Source organism: Polynucleobacter sp. AP-Latsch-80-C2, from assembly GCF_018882185.1.
Lineage (GTDB): Bacteria > Pseudomonadota > Gammaproteobacteria > Burkholderiales > Burkholderiaceae > Polynucleobacter.
Genome location: NZ_JACVOY010000011.1, coordinates 24,964 through 42,727, shown reverse-complemented (window position 1 = coordinate 42,727; position 17,764 = coordinate 24,964). Strand labels below are relative to the sequence as shown.

Annotated in this window: 19 protein-coding genes; 17 read left to right on the top strand and 2 right to left on the bottom strand. The window is 44.6% G+C overall.

Annotated elements, in window-relative coordinates; genetic code table 11:
• Positions 1-5 precede the first annotated feature (5 nt).
• The 6 genes from ICN47_RS11285 (at position 6) to ICN47_RS11260 (ending at position 6,028) form a co-directional block, all read left to right on the top strand.
• Positions 6-974 carry a tripartite tricarboxylate transporter substrate binding protein gene (locus ICN47_RS11285; protein WP_216220038.1) on the top strand — a complete coding sequence of 323 codons (969 nt, stop codon included), beginning with the start codon at positions 6-8 and terminating at the stop codon, positions 972-974.
• A 43-nt stretch (positions 975-1,017) separates the two neighbouring features.
• Entirely contained in the window at positions 1,018-1,746 is a 729-nt protein-coding gene (locus tag ICN47_RS11280) for an SDR family oxidoreductase (RefSeq protein ID WP_216220037.1), read from the top strand.
• Positions 1,747-1,888: 142 nt separating this feature from the next.
• Entirely contained in the window at positions 1,889-2,770 is an 882-nt protein-coding gene (locus ICN47_RS11275) for an enoyl-CoA hydratase-related protein (protein ID WP_216220036.1), read from the top strand.
• A gap of 11 nt (positions 2,771-2,781) precedes the next feature.
• Entirely contained in the window at positions 2,782-4,011 is a 1,230-nt protein-coding gene (locus ICN47_RS11270) for a CaiB/BaiF CoA-transferase family protein (RefSeq protein ID WP_216220035.1), read from the top strand.
• Between the two features lie 30 nt (positions 4,012-4,041).
• Positions 4,042-5,040 carry a tripartite tricarboxylate transporter substrate binding protein gene (locus ICN47_RS11265; RefSeq protein ID WP_216220034.1) on the top strand — a complete coding sequence of 333 codons (999 nt, stop codon included), beginning with the start codon at positions 4,042-4,044 and terminating at the stop codon, positions 5,038-5,040.
• A gap of 1 nt (position 5,041) precedes the next feature.
• Positions 5,042-6,028, top strand: coding sequence for a tripartite tricarboxylate transporter substrate binding protein (locus ICN47_RS11260; protein WP_216220033.1), 987 nt, complete (start codon positions 5,042-5,044; stop codon positions 6,026-6,028).
• A gap of 26 nt (positions 6,029-6,054) precedes the next feature.
• Here the strand turns inward: ICN47_RS11260 and ICN47_RS11255 are convergent, their stop codons facing one another.
• Entirely contained in the window at positions 6,055-7,152 is a 1,098-nt protein-coding gene (locus ICN47_RS11255; protein ID WP_216220032.1) for an amidohydrolase family protein, read from the bottom strand.
• Positions 7,153-7,244: 92 nt separating this feature from the next.
• Between ICN47_RS11255 and ICN47_RS11250 the strand changes: the two genes are divergently transcribed.
• From ICN47_RS11250 to ICN47_RS11220, 7 genes are all read left to right on the top strand, one after another.
• Positions 7,245-7,853 (top strand): glutathione S-transferase, encoded by a 609-nt coding sequence (locus ICN47_RS11250; RefSeq protein ID WP_216220031.1) that lies wholly within the window; start codon positions 7,245-7,247, stop codon positions 7,851-7,853.
• Positions 7,854-7,981: 128 nt separating this feature from the next.
• Complete coding sequence (locus ICN47_RS11245) at positions 7,982-9,175, top strand: CaiB/BaiF CoA-transferase family protein (RefSeq protein WP_216220030.1); 1,194 nt, start codon at positions 7,982-7,984, stop codon at positions 9,173-9,175.
• 41 nt (positions 9,176-9,216) lie between these two features.
• Positions 9,217-10,152, top strand: a complete 936-nt coding sequence (locus tag ICN47_RS11240; protein WP_216220029.1) for a hydroxymethylglutaryl-CoA lyase — start codon at positions 9,217-9,219, stop codon at positions 10,150-10,152.
• Between the two features lie 17 nt (positions 10,153-10,169).
• Positions 10,170-10,562: a VOC family protein gene (locus ICN47_RS11235; RefSeq protein WP_216220028.1), complete on the top strand. Its 393-nt coding sequence runs from the start codon at positions 10,170-10,172 to the stop codon at positions 10,560-10,562.
• A 110-nt stretch (positions 10,563-10,672) separates the two neighbouring features.
• Positions 10,673-11,539, top strand: coding sequence for a carotenoid biosynthesis protein (locus ICN47_RS11230; protein ID WP_216220027.1), 867 nt, complete (start codon positions 10,673-10,675; stop codon positions 11,537-11,539).
• Between the two features lie 15 nt (positions 11,540-11,554).
• Positions 11,555-11,749: a hypothetical protein gene (locus tag ICN47_RS11225; protein WP_216220026.1), complete on the top strand. Its 195-nt coding sequence runs from the start codon at positions 11,555-11,557 to the stop codon at positions 11,747-11,749.
• Positions 11,750-11,869: 120 nt separating this feature from the next.
• On the top strand, positions 11,870-12,421 hold the full coding sequence (locus tag ICN47_RS11220) for a hypothetical protein (RefSeq protein WP_216220025.1): 552 nt from the start codon (positions 11,870-11,872) through the stop codon (positions 12,419-12,421).
• Positions 12,422-12,504: 83 nt separating this feature from the next.
• Here the strand turns inward: ICN47_RS11220 and ICN47_RS11215 are convergent, their stop codons facing one another.
• A complete protein-coding gene (locus ICN47_RS11215) occupies positions 12,505-13,482 on the bottom strand; it encodes a tripartite tricarboxylate transporter substrate binding protein (protein WP_216220024.1) in 978 nt (325 codons plus the stop codon).
• A 188-nt stretch (positions 13,483-13,670) separates the two neighbouring features.
• On the opposite strand from ICN47_RS11215, the gene ICN47_RS11210 reads away from it, so the two are divergent.
• The 4 genes from ICN47_RS11210 to ICN47_RS11195 all read left to right on the top strand — a co-directional run bounded on the left by ICN47_RS11210 (position 13,671) and on the right by ICN47_RS11195 (position 17,724).
• Positions 13,671-15,002, top strand: a complete 1,332-nt coding sequence (locus ICN47_RS11210) for an amidohydrolase family protein (RefSeq protein WP_216220023.1) — start codon at positions 13,671-13,673, stop codon at positions 15,000-15,002.
• Positions 15,003-15,092: 90 nt separating this feature from the next.
• Positions 15,093-15,911 (top strand): hypothetical protein, encoded by an 819-nt coding sequence (locus tag ICN47_RS11205; protein WP_216220022.1) that lies wholly within the window; start codon positions 15,093-15,095, stop codon positions 15,909-15,911.
• Positions 15,912-15,936: 25 nt separating this feature from the next.
• Complete coding sequence (locus ICN47_RS11200) at positions 15,937-16,998, top strand: linear amide C-N hydrolase (protein ID WP_216220021.1); 1,062 nt, start codon at positions 15,937-15,939, stop codon at positions 16,996-16,998.
• A 39-nt stretch (positions 16,999-17,037) separates the two neighbouring features.
• Positions 17,038-17,724 (top strand): MarC family protein, encoded by a 687-nt coding sequence (locus ICN47_RS11195; protein ID WP_216220020.1) that lies wholly within the window; start codon positions 17,038-17,040, stop codon positions 17,722-17,724.
• The last annotated feature ends 40 nt before the right edge of the window (positions 17,725-17,764 follow it).

Sequence of the window (17,764 nt, the reverse complement as noted above, 5' to 3'; positions counted from 1 at the left end):
AAAAAATGCTGAAATTCTCCCGTTTCTGGTTGGTGTTGTTGAGTAGTTTGGTGGTAATTTCAGGCGTTGCTATCGCAGCTCCTTATCCTGAAAAGCCGATTAAATTGATTGTGGCTTGGTCTCCCGGTGGCACTACTGATATTTTGGCGCGCATTATTGCGCAAGGCTTATCTGAAAAGCTTGGGCAAACCGTGCTTGTTGAAAATAAGCCAGGCGGCGGAAATAACATTGGTACTGAATACGTGGTTCGCTCAGCACCTGATGGCTACACGCTCAATATGACCAATCCAGCAAATGCCATTAATGCTTCTTTATATAAAACACTATCATTTAATTTCATTAACGATACTGTTCCAGTTGCGGGTGTAGTGCGCACCCCTAATGTGATGGTGGTCACGGCTGCTTTGCCAGTGAAGAACGTAGAAGAATTTATTGCCTACTGCAAAGCTAATCCAACTAAAGTCAATATGGCTTCCTCGGGTAGCGGATCTTCGATTCATTTATCCGGTGAGTTATTTAAGATCATGACAGGATGCAAGATGGCTCACATTCCTTACAAGGGAGCGGGCCCAGCATTGAATGATTTGATTGCAGGACAAGTACAAGTCATGTTCGATAACTTGCCATCTTCATCTGGCTTTATTAAGGATGGCCGTATACGTGCCTTGGCGGTCACTACATCCATGCGTGAAACATCTCTACCAAACGTCCCAACGGTTGCTGAGACTGTTCCAGGGTATGAGGCTAGCGCTTGGTTTGGAGTGAGTGCTCCTAAAGGCACACCACGCGAAATTGTGGAAAAACTGAATGTGGCGGTGAATCAATTACTCGCAGATCCTAAAATTCAGAAGCGTTTATCTGAGCTGGGCGGAACCCCAATCCCCGGTACTCCTGAAGATTTTGGAAAATTGATTTCAAGCGATACCCAGAAGTGGGAGAGGGTTGTAAAAACCTCAGGCGCTACAGTTGATTAAGGCTGACCATTTCATTTAAACAATTCTTGAAAGTAAAGTTTCCGTGAATAAGAAGAACGTACTCATTACAGGTGCTAGTCGTGGCATCGGCAGAGCGATTGCAACTCGATTGACCCAAGACGGCTATCGCGTCATTAACTTTGATAAGGCGGCGCCAGCCGCCCTATTGGAAGATGAAGAGTTTCATTGTATTGATGTGACGGATAGCAAAGCTGTTACTCAGTTGGTTCAAGAGATTGCTGGGCGCACCAAAGTGCTTCGACTGGTGAATAACGCCGGCATGATTAAGCCGGGTGCACTGGAGGATGTGACTGAGGCAGACTTTGATGCAGTCTATGCCCTCAATCTTAAGGCGCCAATGGTATTGGCTCAGTCTTTGTTGCCCTATATGCGCAAAGCCAATTTCGGAAGAATTGTGAGCATTGCTAGCCGTGCAGCACTGGGCAAAGAAGAGCGAACAGCGTACGCTGCAACCAAAGCAGGTGTGTTGGGCATGACTAGAACCTGGGCTTTGGAATTAGCGCAATTCGGTATTACGGTAAACGCTATCGGACCTGGCCCCATTGCAACAGAATTATTTACCTCAGGCAATCCGCCCGGCGCACCAAAAACAATCAAGATTATTGAGAGTATTCCCGTCAAAAGAATGGGCCAGCCGGAAGATATTGCGCATGCAGCAGCGTATTTGATGGATGATCGCGCTAGCTTTGTGACTGGCCAAACACTCTACGTATGCGGTGGTATGACGGTAGGTTTGAGTAACGCGAGTTAAGTCAATCTGAGATATTTCTGGTCCAAACTTATCCGTACATTTAAATAAAACCAAACCCAATTTTTTTTGGGTATTATTTACGTAGAGGAATAAATTTCTTTATATTTATTTGTAAATAATTATTAAAAAATACAACGGAGACATGATGAGCATCAAGCCAGAAAAGCCTTACAAGGATATTCTCTTTGAAGTAAAAGACCAGGTGGCATGGATCACCATCAATCGCCCAAGAGTGTTAAATGCTTTTAGAGAGCAGACTTTGGATGAGATGATTGATGCGGTTAAGTTGACCAGAGAAGATCCTTCCATCGCTTGTATCGTTTTTACCGGAGCCGGCGATAAGGCCTTTTCAGCTGGTGGTGACTTCTATGCAATGAAACGCCTTACCTTTACTAACGGATCGATGTGGAATGATCGGATGTTAGGTTTGGCAATGGCTATTCGCGGTATTCCAATTCCGGTAATCGCCATGGTCAATGGCTGGTGCGTTGGTGGTGGACATGAGTTGGCACTCTGGTGCGACTTGGTCATTGGCTCCGAAAAATCAGTCTTTGGACAAACGGGCGCCAAGGTTGGGGCATGCCCAACAGTGGGCGCAACACAATACTTGCCGCGCATTGTAGGTGAGCGCATTGCTCGCGAAATGATTTTCTTGGCCAAGCGCTTCAATGCAAAAGATGCCGAAAGCATTGGCCTGATTAATAAGTGTGTACCTGAGGCAGACCTGTTAACTGAAACATTGGCTTGGTGTGAAAACATTAAGAGCAATAGTTCGCAAACCATTCGCATGACGAAGAAGAGCTTGAACTTTGAATCTGACCAACTGTATGCTTCTTGGCAGCATGGTATGGAATTGCTTGCTTATGTATGGGGTTCAGAAGAAAGTCTCGAGGGTATGAATGCCTTCCTCGAAGGACGTAAACCAGACTTCCAGCAATTTAGATTGAAGAATAAGGCTGCGCTCGAAGATTACATGGATGGATTTAGAAAGAATTTGAACGCGCCTCCTGATATGCGGGACTAGAGGTCAGCGTCATGAACCACAGTGTTCAGTCTGATTCTTCAACTCAGAACGAAGGCGCGCTAGCGGGACTAAAAGTACTGGATCTCAGTCGCGTTTTAGCGGGCCCATGGTGCGGACAGCTTTTGGGTGATCTTGGGGCGGAGGTTGTCAAAGTGGAGTCACCAGGAGGTGGTGATGACACCCGCGCCTGGGGTCCTCCATTCTTGGAAGGCGAGTCAGCATATTTCTTAGGTTGCAATCGTAATAAGCAGGGCATTGCCATTGACTTCTCTAGCGCTGATGGGAAGCAATTGCTTGCTCAGCTCATACCCCAGTTTGATGTGCTGATAGAGAACTTTAAAAGTGGCACGCTCGATAAGTGGGGGTTTGACTCTGCTTGGTTTGAGAAGAATGCTTCCACTTTAGTGCGTTGCTCAATCACCGGTTATGGCAGTGCTGGATCTCAATCGGGATTACCTGGCTATGACTTTATCTTGCAAGCTGAATCTGGATTAATGAGTATTGCTGGAACAGTCGATGGTGACCCGACTAAGTATGGCGTTGCAATCGTCGATTTGGCTACTGGCATGATGGCAGCCAATGCAATTCAAGCAGCATTGCTAGCGCGCTATAGAACGGGCAAAGGACAGGCAGTTGAGGTCTCTTTGTTTGATACCTCAATCGCTTTATTGGCCAACGTTGGCAATAGTCATCTTGCTACTGGAAAAGAATCTGGGCGCTATGGCAATGGACATCCTACGATTGTTCCCTATACAACTTACCATTGCTTAGATGGCATGGTTGCGCTGGCAGTAGGTAACGATAAGCAATTTGCTCAACTGTCTAAGCTCTTAGGTCAGCTTGAGTGGGTGGAAGACGTTCGATTCAAGACCAATTCGGCGCGGGTACAAAATCGCGATCTGATTGATGACTTGCTAGCTGAAAAACTCAAGACCTTTTTGAGTGATGAGCTCATTGATTTATGTAGATCCAATGGCATTCCGATTGGAAGAGTCAATACGGTAAGTCAGGCTCTCGCTTCAGAACAAACGGCCGCAAAAGAAATGGTTCTTGAGATTGAGCATGGTAAAGCAGGTAAGTTCAAGTCTTTAGCATCTCCTTTGAAGATGCATGGTTCGACTAATAGCAAGAAACAAGCCCCCCCGATGTTGGGCGAGCATACCGATTTAATCTTGAGGCAGTTCCTAGGTTTAAGTGATAGCGAATTAAGTAATTTAAAAAATAAAAAAGTAATTCAATAAATCCCATATTAAAGGGATGGAGGAGTCAAAATGCAGTTAGCCTTAAGCAAAAGAGGTAAGTCCTTGCTGCTGGTTCTTGCTTTGCTTGGAGTATTCCAAGCAAAGGCATGGGCTCAAGCAGATACTTATCCTAATAAACCCATCAAGCTCATTATTACTTGGCCAGTTGGCGGCTTTGCCGATACGCTAGGACGTACAGTGGCCAATCAACTCGGCGCAATTCTGGGGCAGCAAGTGGTAGTAGAAAATCGTGGCGGCGCAAATGGCATGATCGGCGCTGACGCGGTAGCCAAGGCAGCGCCCGATGGTTACACCTTGATGTTCCAGTCGGTGACATCGCATGCGATTAATCCAACCATGTATGGCAAAACTCCTTATTCCACAGAAAAGGACATCATGCCTTTGGCAGTTGTGGCATCGGTCCCAATGTTATTAGTAGCCAATCCCAATTTGCCAGCCAAAAATATTGCAGAGTTGATAGCTTTAGCTAAGAAAGAGCCGGATGCGCTTTCTTATGCAACCTTTGGCAATGGCAGCGCTAGTCATTTAGCGGGCGCACTCTTTACTAGTCAAGCCGGCATCAAAATAATGCACATTCCCTATAAGGGAGGAGGTCCAGCAATCACGGATACTTTGGGAGGTCAAGTCCCAATGAGCTTTTCTGCGTTTGGCCTTGCCTTACCTCATGTTAAATCCGGCAAGCTCATTGCTCTGGGTACTACAGGCCCAGCCCGCGCCAAACTCCTACCAGACGTTCCGACAATTGAAGAGGCAGGTAATCTAAAGGGCTATGAGATGTCGATTGTCTATGCAGTATGGGCGCCAACAGGTGTACCCGCACCTATTCTCAATAAGTTGGGTAAGGCACTGGAGCAAGTGGTGGCATCGAGTGCTTTTAAAGAAAAAGTTGCAAGTGATGGCGGTGAAGTGATGACCATAGCAACTCCAGCAGAAAGCAATATCTACTTTCAAAAAGAAATGCAACGCTTAAGCAAGATCGTCAAAGACGGCAATATAAAGGCAGACTAATATGAATCCGATATTTAAAAAAGTAATTGGTGTTCCGCTCATTCTTATTTGTGCAATCGGTTTAGCAAATGCGCAAAATAAGGAAGTAAGTTCATACCCCAATAAACCCATTCGGATTATTAATCCTTTGGCTGTGGGTGGTGCTGTGGATACTATGGCTCGTATGTTGGCACCCACCCTCCAAGAAATTTTGGGACAAACCATTGTGATTGAAAGTAAGCCAGGTGCTGGCGGTACGATTGGGGCAAACTTTGTTGCTAAGTCTGCGCCCGATGGTTACACCATCTTGATGGTGTATGACACCTTTGCAGTAAACCCGCACGTCTATAAAAACTTACCTTTCGATTCCTTTAAGGATCTTGCGCCCGTCACAGAACTCGTCAAGATTCCTTTGGTAGTTGTTGCGGGTAATAAGTTGCCTGCCAATAATTTACGTGAGTTGACTGAGTTATCTAAAACAAGACCAAACGGCATCAATTTTTCTAGCGGAGGCGCTGGTAGTTCAGGGCAACTGGCTGCGGAGTTACTTAAAGCAAATCTTGGTATTGGTATGACGCACGTCCCTTACAAGGGGGGTGGTCCAGCGCTCACCGCAACGATTGGTGGCGAGACCGATATTACGATTTTGGGTGCGGTGATTACAGTCCCACAAATTAAGGGTGGTAACTTAAAGGCCTTGGCAGTGCTGGGTAAAAAGCGTACTCCTGCTTTGCCACAAGTACCCACAGCAAACGAACAAGGGCTGACTAATTTTGATGTGAGTTCTTGGGTGGGTGTATTAGTACCAGCGGGTACACCAGCACCGATTATTGACAAGATCAATAATGCATTTGCACAGGCCCTAAAAAATCCTGCGGTTCAGGCGCGTATGGCTGAGCAGGGCAATGAGGTAGTCGCGAGCTCACCGGCTCAGTTTGGTGTGTTTCTAAATCAAGAATCTGCTAAGTGGGCCAAAGTCATCAAGGACAACAATATTCAACTAGAGTAAGTGCTGCTTACTCTAGTAGTGATCAATTAAGTCTTGAGGTTTAATAATTTGGCAGCGTTGCCACCAAGTATGGCAACGCGGTCAGCATTGCTTAATCCCGGTGTAGCCATGACATGCTCAACTGGGTATTCTTCCCATGGAATAGGGTGATCGGTTCCAATCACAATTTGACTAGCGCCTACCTGAGCTACAAGATGACGCAGCGCTTCTGGCGTAAATACCAATGAATCAAAGTAGAGTTGATTGAGATATTCAGTCGGCTTTTTCTTGAGCACAATATTGGGGTCGCAGTTTTGCGGAGATACAAAACAACTATGGTCCATGCGTGGCGCATAAGAGCCTAAGAACCCGCCGCCATGGGCTGCCAATATTTTCAACTTAGGATACTTATCGAGTACACCTTCGTAGATGAGGTGTTGTAATGCGATAGTGGTGTCTAGTGGATTGCCAATGACATTAGACATCCAGCCGTTTCCTTTAAAGCGCTGTGCTAGTTGTGGGGTGCTTTGTGGGTGAATAAAAAGGGTGACATTCAGCTCTTGGGCTTTAGCAAGCACTGGATGGTATTTGGGGTCTGAAAAATCTTGGCCTAAAACGCTGCCACCAATCGCGGCACCACATAAGCCTTGGTTCTTGATCGCATTTTCAAGTTGTTCTACTGCCAATTCTGGATATTGCATAGTGAGAGAGGCAAATGCCGCAAACTTATCAGGCCGCATTGCGCAGAGCTCAGCCAGATGCAGGTTATTGAGGCGGCAGATTTCTGCGGCAGTATCTTTATCCTTGCGATACCAGTAGGGATTAACACTCAGTACTTGCATATCAATGCCTTGGGCTTCCATGGCCTTAATACGTTCATCAATTTTAATAAAGTGCTCAGGTATTCCTTTAGTGGGAGGAGGGACGGATTTAGCTTCGTCCCCCATTAAGTCAATCGCATCCTGAAACATACAGTGAGCATGCACATCAATGGTTTTAATGCGCTTACCATTGATAAAGATTGGAGTCATGCGCTTGGGTTTGCCATCCTTGAGGTCTGCAGAATGGGCTAGGCCACATCCGCAAAAAAATAATCCACCAAGTGCTTTGCCAGATGTTTTGAGGAATGATCTACGGTGGTTCATATACAACTCCAAAGAAAGGCTTGAAACAATAAATTACACGATTTTGACTGAATTTGGGTATACCCCAATAGTGATGATCTAATAGCAAAATCATGTTGCCAATTTTGTATTCCTATCGAAGATGTCCATATGCTATGCGGGCGCGTATGGCGTTGCAATATGCCGGTATTCAAGTGGAGCACCGAGAGATTGAACTTAGAAATAAGCCTCAATCGATGTTACTAGCTTCGCCTAAGGGAACCGTTCCAGTCTTATTTGTCGAGGGGCAAGTGATTGATCAAAGTCTGGATATCATGCGCTGGGCTTTAGGAAAATCTGATCCGGACAAGTGGAGCGATGTCGATAAGAATATTGCTCAGTCATGGGTAGATGCAAATGATGGACCGTTTAAAAAGCTACTAGATCAATATAAATATCCCAATCGTTATCCCGAGTTAAATCCAGAAGTGACATTGAGTGCTGCAGAAGCGTTGATGCTCAAACCCATGGAGGAGGCGCTACAAGCAAGCCAGTATTTATTGGGCAATCAAATGACTTGGGTAGACGTTGCTATCTTTCCATTTATCAGGCAGTTCTCCATGGTTGATTCACAAAGGTTTGAGCAGTTGCCCTATATAAACGTAAAGCAATGGTTAAGTCGATTTCTGGAGTCAGGGCTATTTCATTTAGTAATGCAGAAATATCCTTCTTGGAGGGATTGATGGAGGCAGCTTAAGTCCTGTTGCTAACAGATTAAAATACCCGAAATGAGTGAAGTACCTCTTCAAGTCGCCATTTTATGGAGGATTAAGCGAGGTAAATTGCGCAAAAGGATATTTCAAGGGAATCCATGGAGCCATTAGCAAACTTAAAAGTGATCGAAATGGGGCAGTTAATTGCTGGACCATTCGCAGCTAAAACATTGGCTGATTTTGGAGCGGATGTGATTAAGATCGAGCCGCCTAAAGTCGGGGATGCATTGCGCAAATGGCGTTTACTAAAAGATGGGACCTCTATCTGGTGGCAAGTGCAATCACGCAATAAGCGTTCCCTTTCTTTGGATCTAAGGCAAGCTGAAGCACAAGATATTGTGCGAACCTTAATTTGTGAAGCGGATATCTTGATTGAGAACTTTCGTCCTGGAACTTTAGAGGGTTGGGGTCTTGATCCAGAAAAATTATTGGAGCTTAATCCAAAGTTAATTGTGTTGCGTATTAGTGGTTATGGGCAAACAGGGCCATACCGTGATAAACCAGGATTTGGTGTTGTTGCTGAGGCGATGGGTGGCTTGCGTCATTTAACGGCAGAGCCAGGAAGAGTACCGGTACGTGTGGGTATTAGCATTGGCGATACCTTGGCGTCTTTACATGGCGTGATTGGTATTTTGCTGGCATTGCAGGAGCGCCATAGTAGCGGCAAAGGACAAGTCATTGATATTGCACTGTATGAAGCGGTGTTTAACTGCATGGAAAGTTTGTTGCCGGAATACAGTGCATTTGGTGAAGTGCGACAAGCTGCAGGAAGTGCCTTGCCTGGTATAGCTCCAACGAATGCTTACCTTTGTTCTGATGGCGGCTATGTTTTGGTCGCCGGTAATGGCGACAGTATTTTTAAACGCTTGATGACAATGATTGGGCGCGATGATTTGGGTAATGATCCTCAGTTAGAAAATAATGAGGGTCGCGTTCAGCGTGTCACCGAATTAGATCAAGCTATTGGTGCATGGGCGAGAACAGTCACTACCGACAAGGCCCTGGAATTATTAGATTCTGTAGCGGTACCAGCAGGTCGCATTTATACCGTTGCTGATATTGCTACCGATCCGCACTATAAGGCTCGCGAGAACATTCAGATGATTCAGATGCAGGATGGCTCTAAGGTAGATGTGCCTGGCATTATTCCGAAGTTATCTCGTACACCGGGATCTATTAGAAGTCTTGCCCCGGATATCGGCGCGAACACAGACGAGATATTAAAGGGAATTGGCCTGAGCGATACTCAGGTCGCCTCTCTCAAAGAGCGCGGTATAGCATTTACAAAATAACGATAGATATAACCATATATAGAGAAGATATAGCGTAGACCATGAGCAGAATTTATTTCAATGATGTTGTGACCAGAGATGGTTTTCAGATTGAGCCAAACTTCATTCCAACTGACGATAAAGTGAAATTGATCGATGAGCTCAGTGAATGCGGTTTTGCAAAAATTGAAGTAACTTCCTTTACCTCGCCTAAGGCTATTCCAATGCTGCGGGATGCTGAGGAGGTAATGGGCCGCATTAAACGGCTGCCAAGCGTTGAGTACACCGTATTAGTGCCCAATCTGCGAGGTGCTGAACGTGCCTTAGAAGCACGGGCCGACGAATTTAACCTCGTCATGTCCACGTCAGAGACGCATAACTTGGCTAACCTCAGGATGGGTCGAGAAAAAAGTTTTGCAGGCTTGGCTGAGGTTATTACGTTTGTTGATGGCAGAGCTCCAATCAATGTTTCCTTATCTACCGCTTTTGGATGCCCCATGGAGGGAGATGTGCCTCAATCTGTTGTTGAAGCATTTGCTCTGCGCTTTGCTGATCTTGGTGTTAGAGGCCTGACGATTTGCGATACGACTGGGATGGCTAATCCAGATCAAGTGAAAAAGATGTGCGATGCAATGCAGAGGCGTTTTCCTAACTTGCAACTGACTTTGCACTTCCACAACACCAGAGGGATGGGTTTAGCGAATATCCTAGCCGCAGTTCAATCTGGCATTACACGCTTTGATGGTTCATTAGGTGGTTTGGGTGGATGCCCGTATGCACCCGGAGCGAGTGGGAATGTTTCAAGTGAAGATGCGATTCATATGCTCGATGCGATGGGCTATGACACTGGTATGAATATCCCTAAGTTATTGCAACTTGCTAAAGAGTTACCACAGATTGTGGGACATGAAGTTCCTGGTCAAGTAGCAAAAGCTGGGAGCACATACACCTTGCATCCTGAGCCTAGCTACGTTGATGAACTCCGACGCGCTCAATAATTTAAAAAGGACGCTACATGATTGATCATTTAGATCACTTGGTGCTGACAACCGCAAAGGAAGTAGAGTGCGTGGATTTTTATACCTGCGTTCTGGGAATGAAGCTGGAATCTTTTATTGGGGGCACCCCACCAGTCGAGCGCAAGGCCTTTAAGTTTGGTAATCAGAAAATCAACTTGCACATTAAGGGTAAGGAGTTTGAGCCAAAAGCTGATATTCCGACTCCAGGATCGTTTGATCTTTGTTTTATAGCTGATCGCCCGCTGGCAAAGGCTATTGAGCAGCTTGCAGCTGAAGCTTGGCCCATTATTGAGGGTCCAGTCATTCGTACTGGTGCAACGCAAAAAATGAACTCAGTGTATGTCCGAGATCCGGATCAGAACCTCATTGAAATATCTGAACTCATTTAAGTATTACAAGCTATTAATAGATATTTATTGTGAGAGAATTCTGCCATTGTCTTGAGGTATTGCTGCCAGTTACATCCATCCTTTGCTGATGAATATTTCTCTGTGGAATCATGATGTTTAATAAAAATAGTGAATTAGCACTTTGGTTCCTAGTGGCGCTTTCTATAGTGCTATCAATCTTTGGTGCAACGCCGTTCGCAGTGGGTTTTGCTGGAAGCTTGAGCTTTATTGGTATGGTTGCTCGACTGCTATTTGCCTGTATTCATGGCACTCAGCGCTTGGGTTGGCGTAAGTTTGGCATGATCTTTGCCATCACCTGTATTGTGAGTTGGGGCTACGAATCACTCAGTATCGCAACAGGCTTCCCTTTTGGACATTATGTATATTCGGCAGAATTAGGGCCAAAATTGGGCGCTGTCCCCTTGATGATCATGCCTGACTATTTTGGTGTGTGTTATCTGGCTTGGGTTATAGCGCATGTGCTGTTAGATAAGTTTGATCGACAAATAGATTCTCGTTCGCTGTTTGCGATTCCTGTGATTGCGGCTTTTATTATGGTGATGTGGGATATGAGTATTGATCCAGCATCATCGACAGTTAAGCATGAGTGGATATGGCGAGATGGGGGTGGCTACTTTGGAGTTCCCTTTTCTAACTTCCTTGGATGGTTCCTTTGTGTTTATACCCTCTTCCAACTTTGGGCTATTTATTTAATCCGCACAAAACAGTTAGAGTATTGTTCCTTGGATGACTATAAGTCGAGTTGGTACTTTCCCATCTTCCTTTACGGATCTATTTTTATTCAGCCAATTATGGCTGCTGCTTTTGTAACTGATTGCACTATTACCGATGCCAGCTCTCAGGTTTGGCAACTAAGGGCGCTTTTTCAATCTTTGGGGCTCGTATCCCTTGTAACAATGTTTTTTGTCACCTGCCTAGCCTTTTTCAAAGTGCAGAAGAATGTCAATTTGAAGTAAGGGATGGACTACCTTATGACTGATAACACTGAGCTCAAACCTGAAGATCCAAGCTCTTTGAAAGAGGGCGAAGGAAGCGTGCAATCGGAGATTCTTTCGGATAGTGAGCGCAGGGCTAAGTACGGTAGCAATAGTTCCAGAAAGGCCACGCAGAGTAAGCGGGAAATGATGGAAGCCTTATCTCGCGAGCGATTTCCCTGGGAGGAATAAGTCGAAATAGGGCATTCCCAGTTTGAAGAGTGATGTTGTAAGGGATTTTCAATCCTGGTTGGTATATTCTTCCTGCAAGATAATTTAAAAATCTATCCCATTTAATTTCAAAGGCTTCTCATGGAAAAGATGCATTTCATCAGCATGGACCAAGGAACGGTAGCTGATTTTGAGGTAATGAAAAAAGTGCATGAGCACACATTGGCAGTTTTGCCGGATCAGCTCTACGGGCTTCTGGAGAATCTCGCTAAAGATACGGCCTACAACATTACTCGAAAAGAGCATTGTTTACAGGCTGCCACGAGAGCTCTCCGTGACGGTAAGGATGAAGAATATATTGTGGTTACTTTGTTTCATGATATTGCTGAACCCTTGGGGCCTTTCAATCATGGAGAAGTGATCGCATCGATCTTGCATCCCTTTATATCCAGAAATAATTATTGGATGCTGGTTCAGCACGGTTTATTTCAGACCTATTTCTATGGCGATAAAATTGGGGTGGATCCTAATGCACGTGATCAGTACAAATCTGATCCCGCATATGATCAAACAGTAGAGTTCTGCGCCAAGTATGACGAGATCTCTTTTGATCCTAATTACAAAAGTGAACCACTTTCAACCTTTGATCCAATGGTGAGACGGGTACTAAAAAAGCAATGGGTTGCTCCATAGGGCTTGCCGGTTTAGCTGGATAAGAAAAAGTCACCCAATGTACTGAGCCCCTAAGGATGCAATTAGGGGCTTTTTTACAACAGTTATTCAGGTTTAATATTTTTTGACTGAATAATGACGGCCATTTTGGCGACTTCAGCTTTTAAGAATTTGCTTGCTTCCTCAGGCGTGCTGCCTATAGGTTCAAGACCTAGTTGTTCAAAGCGGGCTTGGATATCTGGTGAGCTCACTGCGCGTTTTGTTTCATAGGCTACTCTATTCATGATCTCTTTAGGGACGCCAGTAGTGGTTAAGAACATAGACCAAGTGGCACAATCTAAATCAGGGCCGCCGGCCTCTGCAAGGGTGGGAAGATCGGGAGCGCTCGCAAGGCGGCGAGGGGACATTAGCGCGAGGGCTTTGATGTTATTGCTGCGCACTTGAGGCAAAAGCGTTGGCGGAGTATCAATTAATACTTGAATATTGTTGCTCATTAAATCCTGTAGTGCGGGCCCAGAACCTTTATAGGGCACATGAACCATATCAATCCCAGTCGCTATTTTGAATTGTTCGGTTGCCATATGTGCAGCAGCACCAATGCCAGAGGACCCAAAAGACAGCTTTCCGGGATTCGCTTTTGCATAAGCAATAAATTCTTTAAGATCTTTGACGGGTAGCCCCTTGCTAATGGAAAGAATCAGGGGTGTGACACCAACCAGGGAGACTGGTGCCAAGCTTTTGAGGGGGTCAAAATTCAGAGTGCCAGCATAGAGTGTAGGGTTGACTGCATGCGCAGCTAATACATTTAAAAAGGTATACCCATCTGGCGCTGCTCGTGCGACATACTCCGAGCCGATTAATCCATTGGCGCCGGGTTTATTTTCAATCACGATCGTCCAGCCAGTAAGCTCAATCATTTTCTGGACAACAATACGTGTAGAGGTATCGCTTAACCCGCCGGGGGCGTAGGGCACAATCCAGCGAATGGGTCTAGTGGGCCAATTTGCAGCCACAGATTCAGTCGAAAAATAGAGGTCAAATAATCCCGCCCCCATCCCAAGTCCAAACAATCGTCTATTCATATACGTTGACCTTTCAATGAGGTGCTGTGATTCAAGAACTTGATTCCATCTTATCACCGCATGCTGATGGCCATTATTCGCTTTTAAATACCATAGTAACAATGTATATTAGTTCTGCTTTTAGTAGATAAATACGGTATTTCATGCTGTAATTATCAAATAATTCAACAATTCATCCCTTGAAAATAATGACAATATTTATTAAATGTTTAGTGGCTTCAGGCGCACTTATCAGTGCCATTACTGCGTTTGCACAAACTGCATCGCAAACGTCGGCAACTTTGTATGAGAATGTACGTGTGTTTGACGGCACCGCTGAAAAGCTAACAGCCCCAACCAATGTTTTGGTTGTAAACAATCTCATCAAAACAATCTCTAGTAAGCCGATTCAAATACCTGCTGGCTCAACAGTAACTGTGATTGCTGGCGGTGGCCGTACATTGATGCCAGGTCTTAGTGATGCGCATACACATATTTGGTTGACTCCAACATTAGATGTGTTGATGCAAGGAGATGCTAAACAATTAAATGACATCGCCTATAAAACTGCAAAAGAGATGTTGTTAAATGGTTGGACAACTGTGCGTGATATGGCTGGACCTACAGTTGCCATGAAAAATGAGATTGATGCTGGAAGGGCGATTGGCCCACGTATCTATCCAAGCGGTACTATGATTTCTCAAACCTCAGGACATGGTGACTTTAATCCACCTGATGCGCTCCCACGGAGCTTAGGCGGCGAATTATCTCTCGGAGAAAAATTTCGCATTACTTCCGTTGTCAATGGTCGCCCCGAAGTCTTAGCCGCTACCCGTTTTAATTTACGCAACGGATCGTCGCAAATTAAGTTAGCTACTAGTGGTGGCGTTTCATCGGCTGACGATACTCCAACAGTACATGAATTTACTTTTGATGAAATTAAAGCAGCGGTAGAAGCGGCATCTGACTTTGGTACCTATGTGGCCGTTCACGCCTACAACCCAGTTTCAGTGCGTCGTTCGGTTGATGCTGGTGTGAAGTCAATTGAACACGGTCAATTACTCGATGAAGCTACAGTGAAGTACTTGAAAAATAAGGATGTTTGGTTAAGTACTCAAAATTTTGAAGAATTTCACCCACCGTACACCCCATTTCAGATTGAAAAAGAACATCAAGTTGTAACGGGTCAGAACAATGTTTTCAAGTGGGCATTGCAAAACAATGTGAAGTTGGCATGGGGTACAGACTTCTTTTTCCAGCCTGATGGTGTTGTGCAGAATATCCAGTTATCCAAATTAACCCAATGGATGTCTCCTGCTAGAGCACTCAAAATGGTGACTCATGACAATGCGCAGCTATTTGCGATGTCTGGGCCACGTAACCCTTACCCCGGTAAATTAGGTGTTGTGCAAGAGGGCGCCTATGCCGATTTACTACTGGTTGATGGTGATCCAACGAAAAACTTGGATATTGTTGCGGATCCTGCAAAAAACTTCCGTGTCATTATGAAAGATGGCAAGATTTATAAAAACACTTTGTAATTTAGAGTTATAGCTATTAAAGAAACCCGCTTCGGCGGGTTTTGCACAGACTGGGTTGCTACTTACAAAATTTGAATAGAGAAAAATGAAATGATTTATAAAGGTTTGAAGGTATTTATTGTTGCAGGTATTGCACTTCTCATTTCAACGGCCCATGCGCAATCGGATAATTCTCCCATTCCAAAGATTTCTGATCAATGGCGGTTTGAGCTTACTCCCTACCTTTGGGCGCCAAGTATTGGCTCCACACTGAACTACAAAGGACAGTACGTTCAAACGGCAGATTTGAGCGCGAATAATATTATTAGCAATCTCAAGACTGGTGCAATGCTTGCAGGTGAGATGCATTACGGTAATTGGGGGGTAATGGCCGATGTGGTGTCTGCTACTTTGCAAAAGACTAGTAATTCATCAGTTACCCCGCAAGCTCCGTATACCTATCAGATTGCCACTAAAGCAACATTGCAGCAAACCATCCTCACGGGTGCTGCTACCTACAACTTGATCAACAATCAAGATGCCACCATGGATGGTTTATTGGGGGTTCGGTGGATCGGGGCGACAGCAACGCTGAACCTTGCTGTCAATGGTGTTTCTGCTGCCATCAACGGCGACTCTAAGACGATGAGTACGGCTGATCCTATTGTGGGTTTTAAAGGGCGCTATCGAATAGCCAATTCGACTTGGTATATCCCTTTTTATGCTGACATTGGCGGCGGCGGGGGAACCACTAATGTGACTTGGCAGGCAATGCTGGGTATAGGCAAGGCGATTGATAAAGGAATTGATGTTTCATTAATTTATCGTGGTTTGTACTACGACATGAGTAGCTCAAAGACCAATGGCCAAGGCCTACTTCAGAAGACGACCTTCCAGGGTCCACAATTATCAGCAACATTTAACTTTTAATTCAAAATATTAATTAGAAAATATTATGTGTACTTCATTAATCATCAGCGATGTGAACGGTAATGCTTATCATGGCAGAACATTGGAGTTTAGTGTTTTTGTTCCCGTGAACGTAAGTTATATCCCCAAGGGCTCCAAGATTGAATCAGTTACTCCAGATGGGAAACAAGGCGTTACTTTTAATAGCAAATATGCAATTACTGGAATGACATTTCCAGCAATCGCTGGCTCAAAGCAAGAGGCTCTTGTAGAGGGTGCAAACGATCAAGGACTTTCTTTTTCAGCCAATCAACTGAATTTCTCTACTGCGCCGCCAGTTGGAAATGACTCTAGCAAGATTTTATCTGTCGCAGATTTTGGAACCTGGATACTGGGAAATTTTTCAACAGTTGCAGAAGTTAAAGCAGCGGTTACCAGTGGAAATACTGAATTCTGGTTGCCTCCAGTTCCTATTATGGGTAATGCACTCGTTCCCCTTCACTATGCCATCTTTGATAAAGCGGGTAACGGACTTGTTATTCAGTTCCAGAACAATAAAACTAATATTTACGACAATCCAGTGAATGTGCTAACTAATGCGCCAGAGTTTCCTTGGCATTTACTTAATCTAAATAACTACACCCAAACTAATGTAGATATTAATAACGCGCAGTATGGCAAATTGCCAGTTTCAACAGTTGATTCAGGTATTGCTCTATCGGGACTTCCTTCATCGCAAACTTCTGCAGGCCGCTTTGTAAAAGCTGCTTTCTATACAAACTATGTACGCAAAGCTAAAACACCTGACGAAGCAATTCAGACGCTAAGTCACATCATCAATAACTTCGATCGACCCTATGACCTAACGATTGATCCTCCTGGTGGAATGGGTGATGGTCCTCGTGGAAATTCATCATCAAGTGAAGTAACAACTTGGACGCTAATGGCTGATTTATCCCGTAATCTTATTTATTTCAGAACAATTGATGCTCTTAATTGGACAATGATCGATATGTCTAAATTGGCAAATAGTAAGCAGATCAAATCAATTCCGATTACAACTGCGAGTCAAACTGGCGCTGTTGAGCTGAACCAGTTCTATAGCTAAACCAGAGCCTTCTAAAACGAGTCGCCTCTAAGGATTTTTATGTTTGCCACCGCCTTTGCTAGTTTTGTCGCAGTCTTTGCCGCTTTATTTCCAGTTATTAATCCACTAGGGGATGGGCCTATTTTTCTAAATATGGTGCAGGGTTGCTCCCTGGAGGTTAGAAACAAGCTCGCAAGAAGTGTGAGTATCAATGCCTTCTTTTTGCTATTTGTGTCCATGTTGATTGGGCCGCAAATACTACTTTTCTTTGGCATATCCTTACCAGCTCTTAAGCTTGCGGGTGGAGCTGTTGTTATTGGGATGGGCTGGAGTTTATTAAATCAAAAAACTTCATCAAGCAAAGATTCTGGTGACTCAGCAGGCATTACAGATGCAAATGCAAATAATGCTGTATTTTTCCCGCTAACTATGCCTTTAACAACTGGTCCTGGTTCAATTGCTACAGCGATTGCATTAGTGGCTGCTTATCAAGACGGGAAACCCCTGAATCTATTACATGAGCTGCCTGCAGTCATGGGCACTATAGCTGCATTATTAACACTTTCTGTAGTGATCTATGTGGTTTACCGTGAATCTTCTGGTATCCAAAAATTGCTAGGTCCTGCAGGTACCAATGCATTAATGCGCCTTTTCGCCTTTATTTTATTGGCAATTGGAGTGCAAATATTCCTGGGTGGTATTAACGGATTTGCTTTAGAGCTCTCCAAACTGATTCCTGCTCATTAACACGTTGTTCTAATGCTATTTTAATTGAATCAATATAGGA

What these genes read in the sequence shown, in the direction of transcription:
- ICN47_RS11250 (WP_216220031.1), top strand. Translation starts at nt 7,245, where the DNA reads ATGTTGCCAATTTTGTATTCCTATCGAAGATGTCCATATGCTATGCGG.
- ICN47_RS11225 (WP_216220026.1), top strand. Translation starts at nt 11,555, where the DNA reads ATGACTGATAACACTGAGCTCAAACCTGAAGATCCAAGCTCTTTGAAA.
- ICN47_RS11205 (WP_216220022.1), top strand. Translation starts at nt 15,093, where the DNA reads ATGATTTATAAAGGTTTGAAGGTATTTATTGTTGCAGGTATTGCACTT.
- ICN47_RS11195 (WP_216220020.1), top strand. Translation starts at nt 17,038, where the DNA reads ATGTTTGCCACCGCCTTTGCTAGTTTTGTCGCAGTCTTTGCCGCTTTA.
- ICN47_RS11235 (WP_216220028.1), top strand. Translation starts at nt 10,170, where the DNA reads ATGATTGATCATTTAGATCACTTGGTGCTGACAACCGCAAAGGAAGTA.
- ICN47_RS11275 (WP_216220036.1), top strand. Translation starts at nt 1,889, where the DNA reads ATGATGAGCATCAAGCCAGAAAAGCCTTACAAGGATATTCTCTTTGAA.
- ICN47_RS11260 (WP_216220033.1), top strand. Translation starts at nt 5,042, where the DNA reads ATGAATCCGATATTTAAAAAAGTAATTGGTGTTCCGCTCATTCTTATT.
- ICN47_RS11255 (WP_216220032.1), bottom strand. Translation starts at nt 7,152, where the DNA reads ATGAACCACCGTAGATCATTCCTCAAAACATCTGGCAAAGCACTTGGT.
- ICN47_RS11200 (WP_216220021.1), top strand. Translation starts at nt 15,937, where the DNA reads ATGTGTACTTCATTAATCATCAGCGATGTGAACGGTAATGCTTATCAT.
- ICN47_RS11230 (WP_216220027.1), top strand. Translation starts at nt 10,673, where the DNA reads ATGATGTTTAATAAAAATAGTGAATTAGCACTTTGGTTCCTAGTGGCG.
- ICN47_RS11240 (WP_216220029.1), top strand. Translation starts at nt 9,217, where the DNA reads ATGAGCAGAATTTATTTCAATGATGTTGTGACCAGAGATGGTTTTCAG.
- ICN47_RS11285 (WP_216220038.1), top strand. Translation starts at nt 6, where the DNA reads ATGCTGAAATTCTCCCGTTTCTGGTTGGTGTTGTTGAGTAGTTTGGTG.
- ICN47_RS11210 (WP_216220023.1), top strand. Translation starts at nt 13,671, where the DNA reads ATGACAATATTTATTAAATGTTTAGTGGCTTCAGGCGCACTTATCAGT.
- ICN47_RS11220 (WP_216220025.1), top strand. Translation starts at nt 11,870, where the DNA reads ATGGAAAAGATGCATTTCATCAGCATGGACCAAGGAACGGTAGCTGAT.
- ICN47_RS11265 (WP_216220034.1), top strand. Translation starts at nt 4,042, where the DNA reads ATGCAGTTAGCCTTAAGCAAAAGAGGTAAGTCCTTGCTGCTGGTTCTT.
- ICN47_RS11270 (WP_216220035.1), top strand. Translation starts at nt 2,782, where the DNA reads ATGAACCACAGTGTTCAGTCTGATTCTTCAACTCAGAACGAAGGCGCG.
- ICN47_RS11245 (WP_216220030.1), top strand. Translation starts at nt 7,982, where the DNA reads ATGGAGCCATTAGCAAACTTAAAAGTGATCGAAATGGGGCAGTTAATT.
- ICN47_RS11215 (WP_216220024.1), bottom strand. Translation starts at nt 13,482, where the DNA reads ATGAATAGACGATTGTTTGGACTTGGGATGGGGGCGGGATTATTTGAC.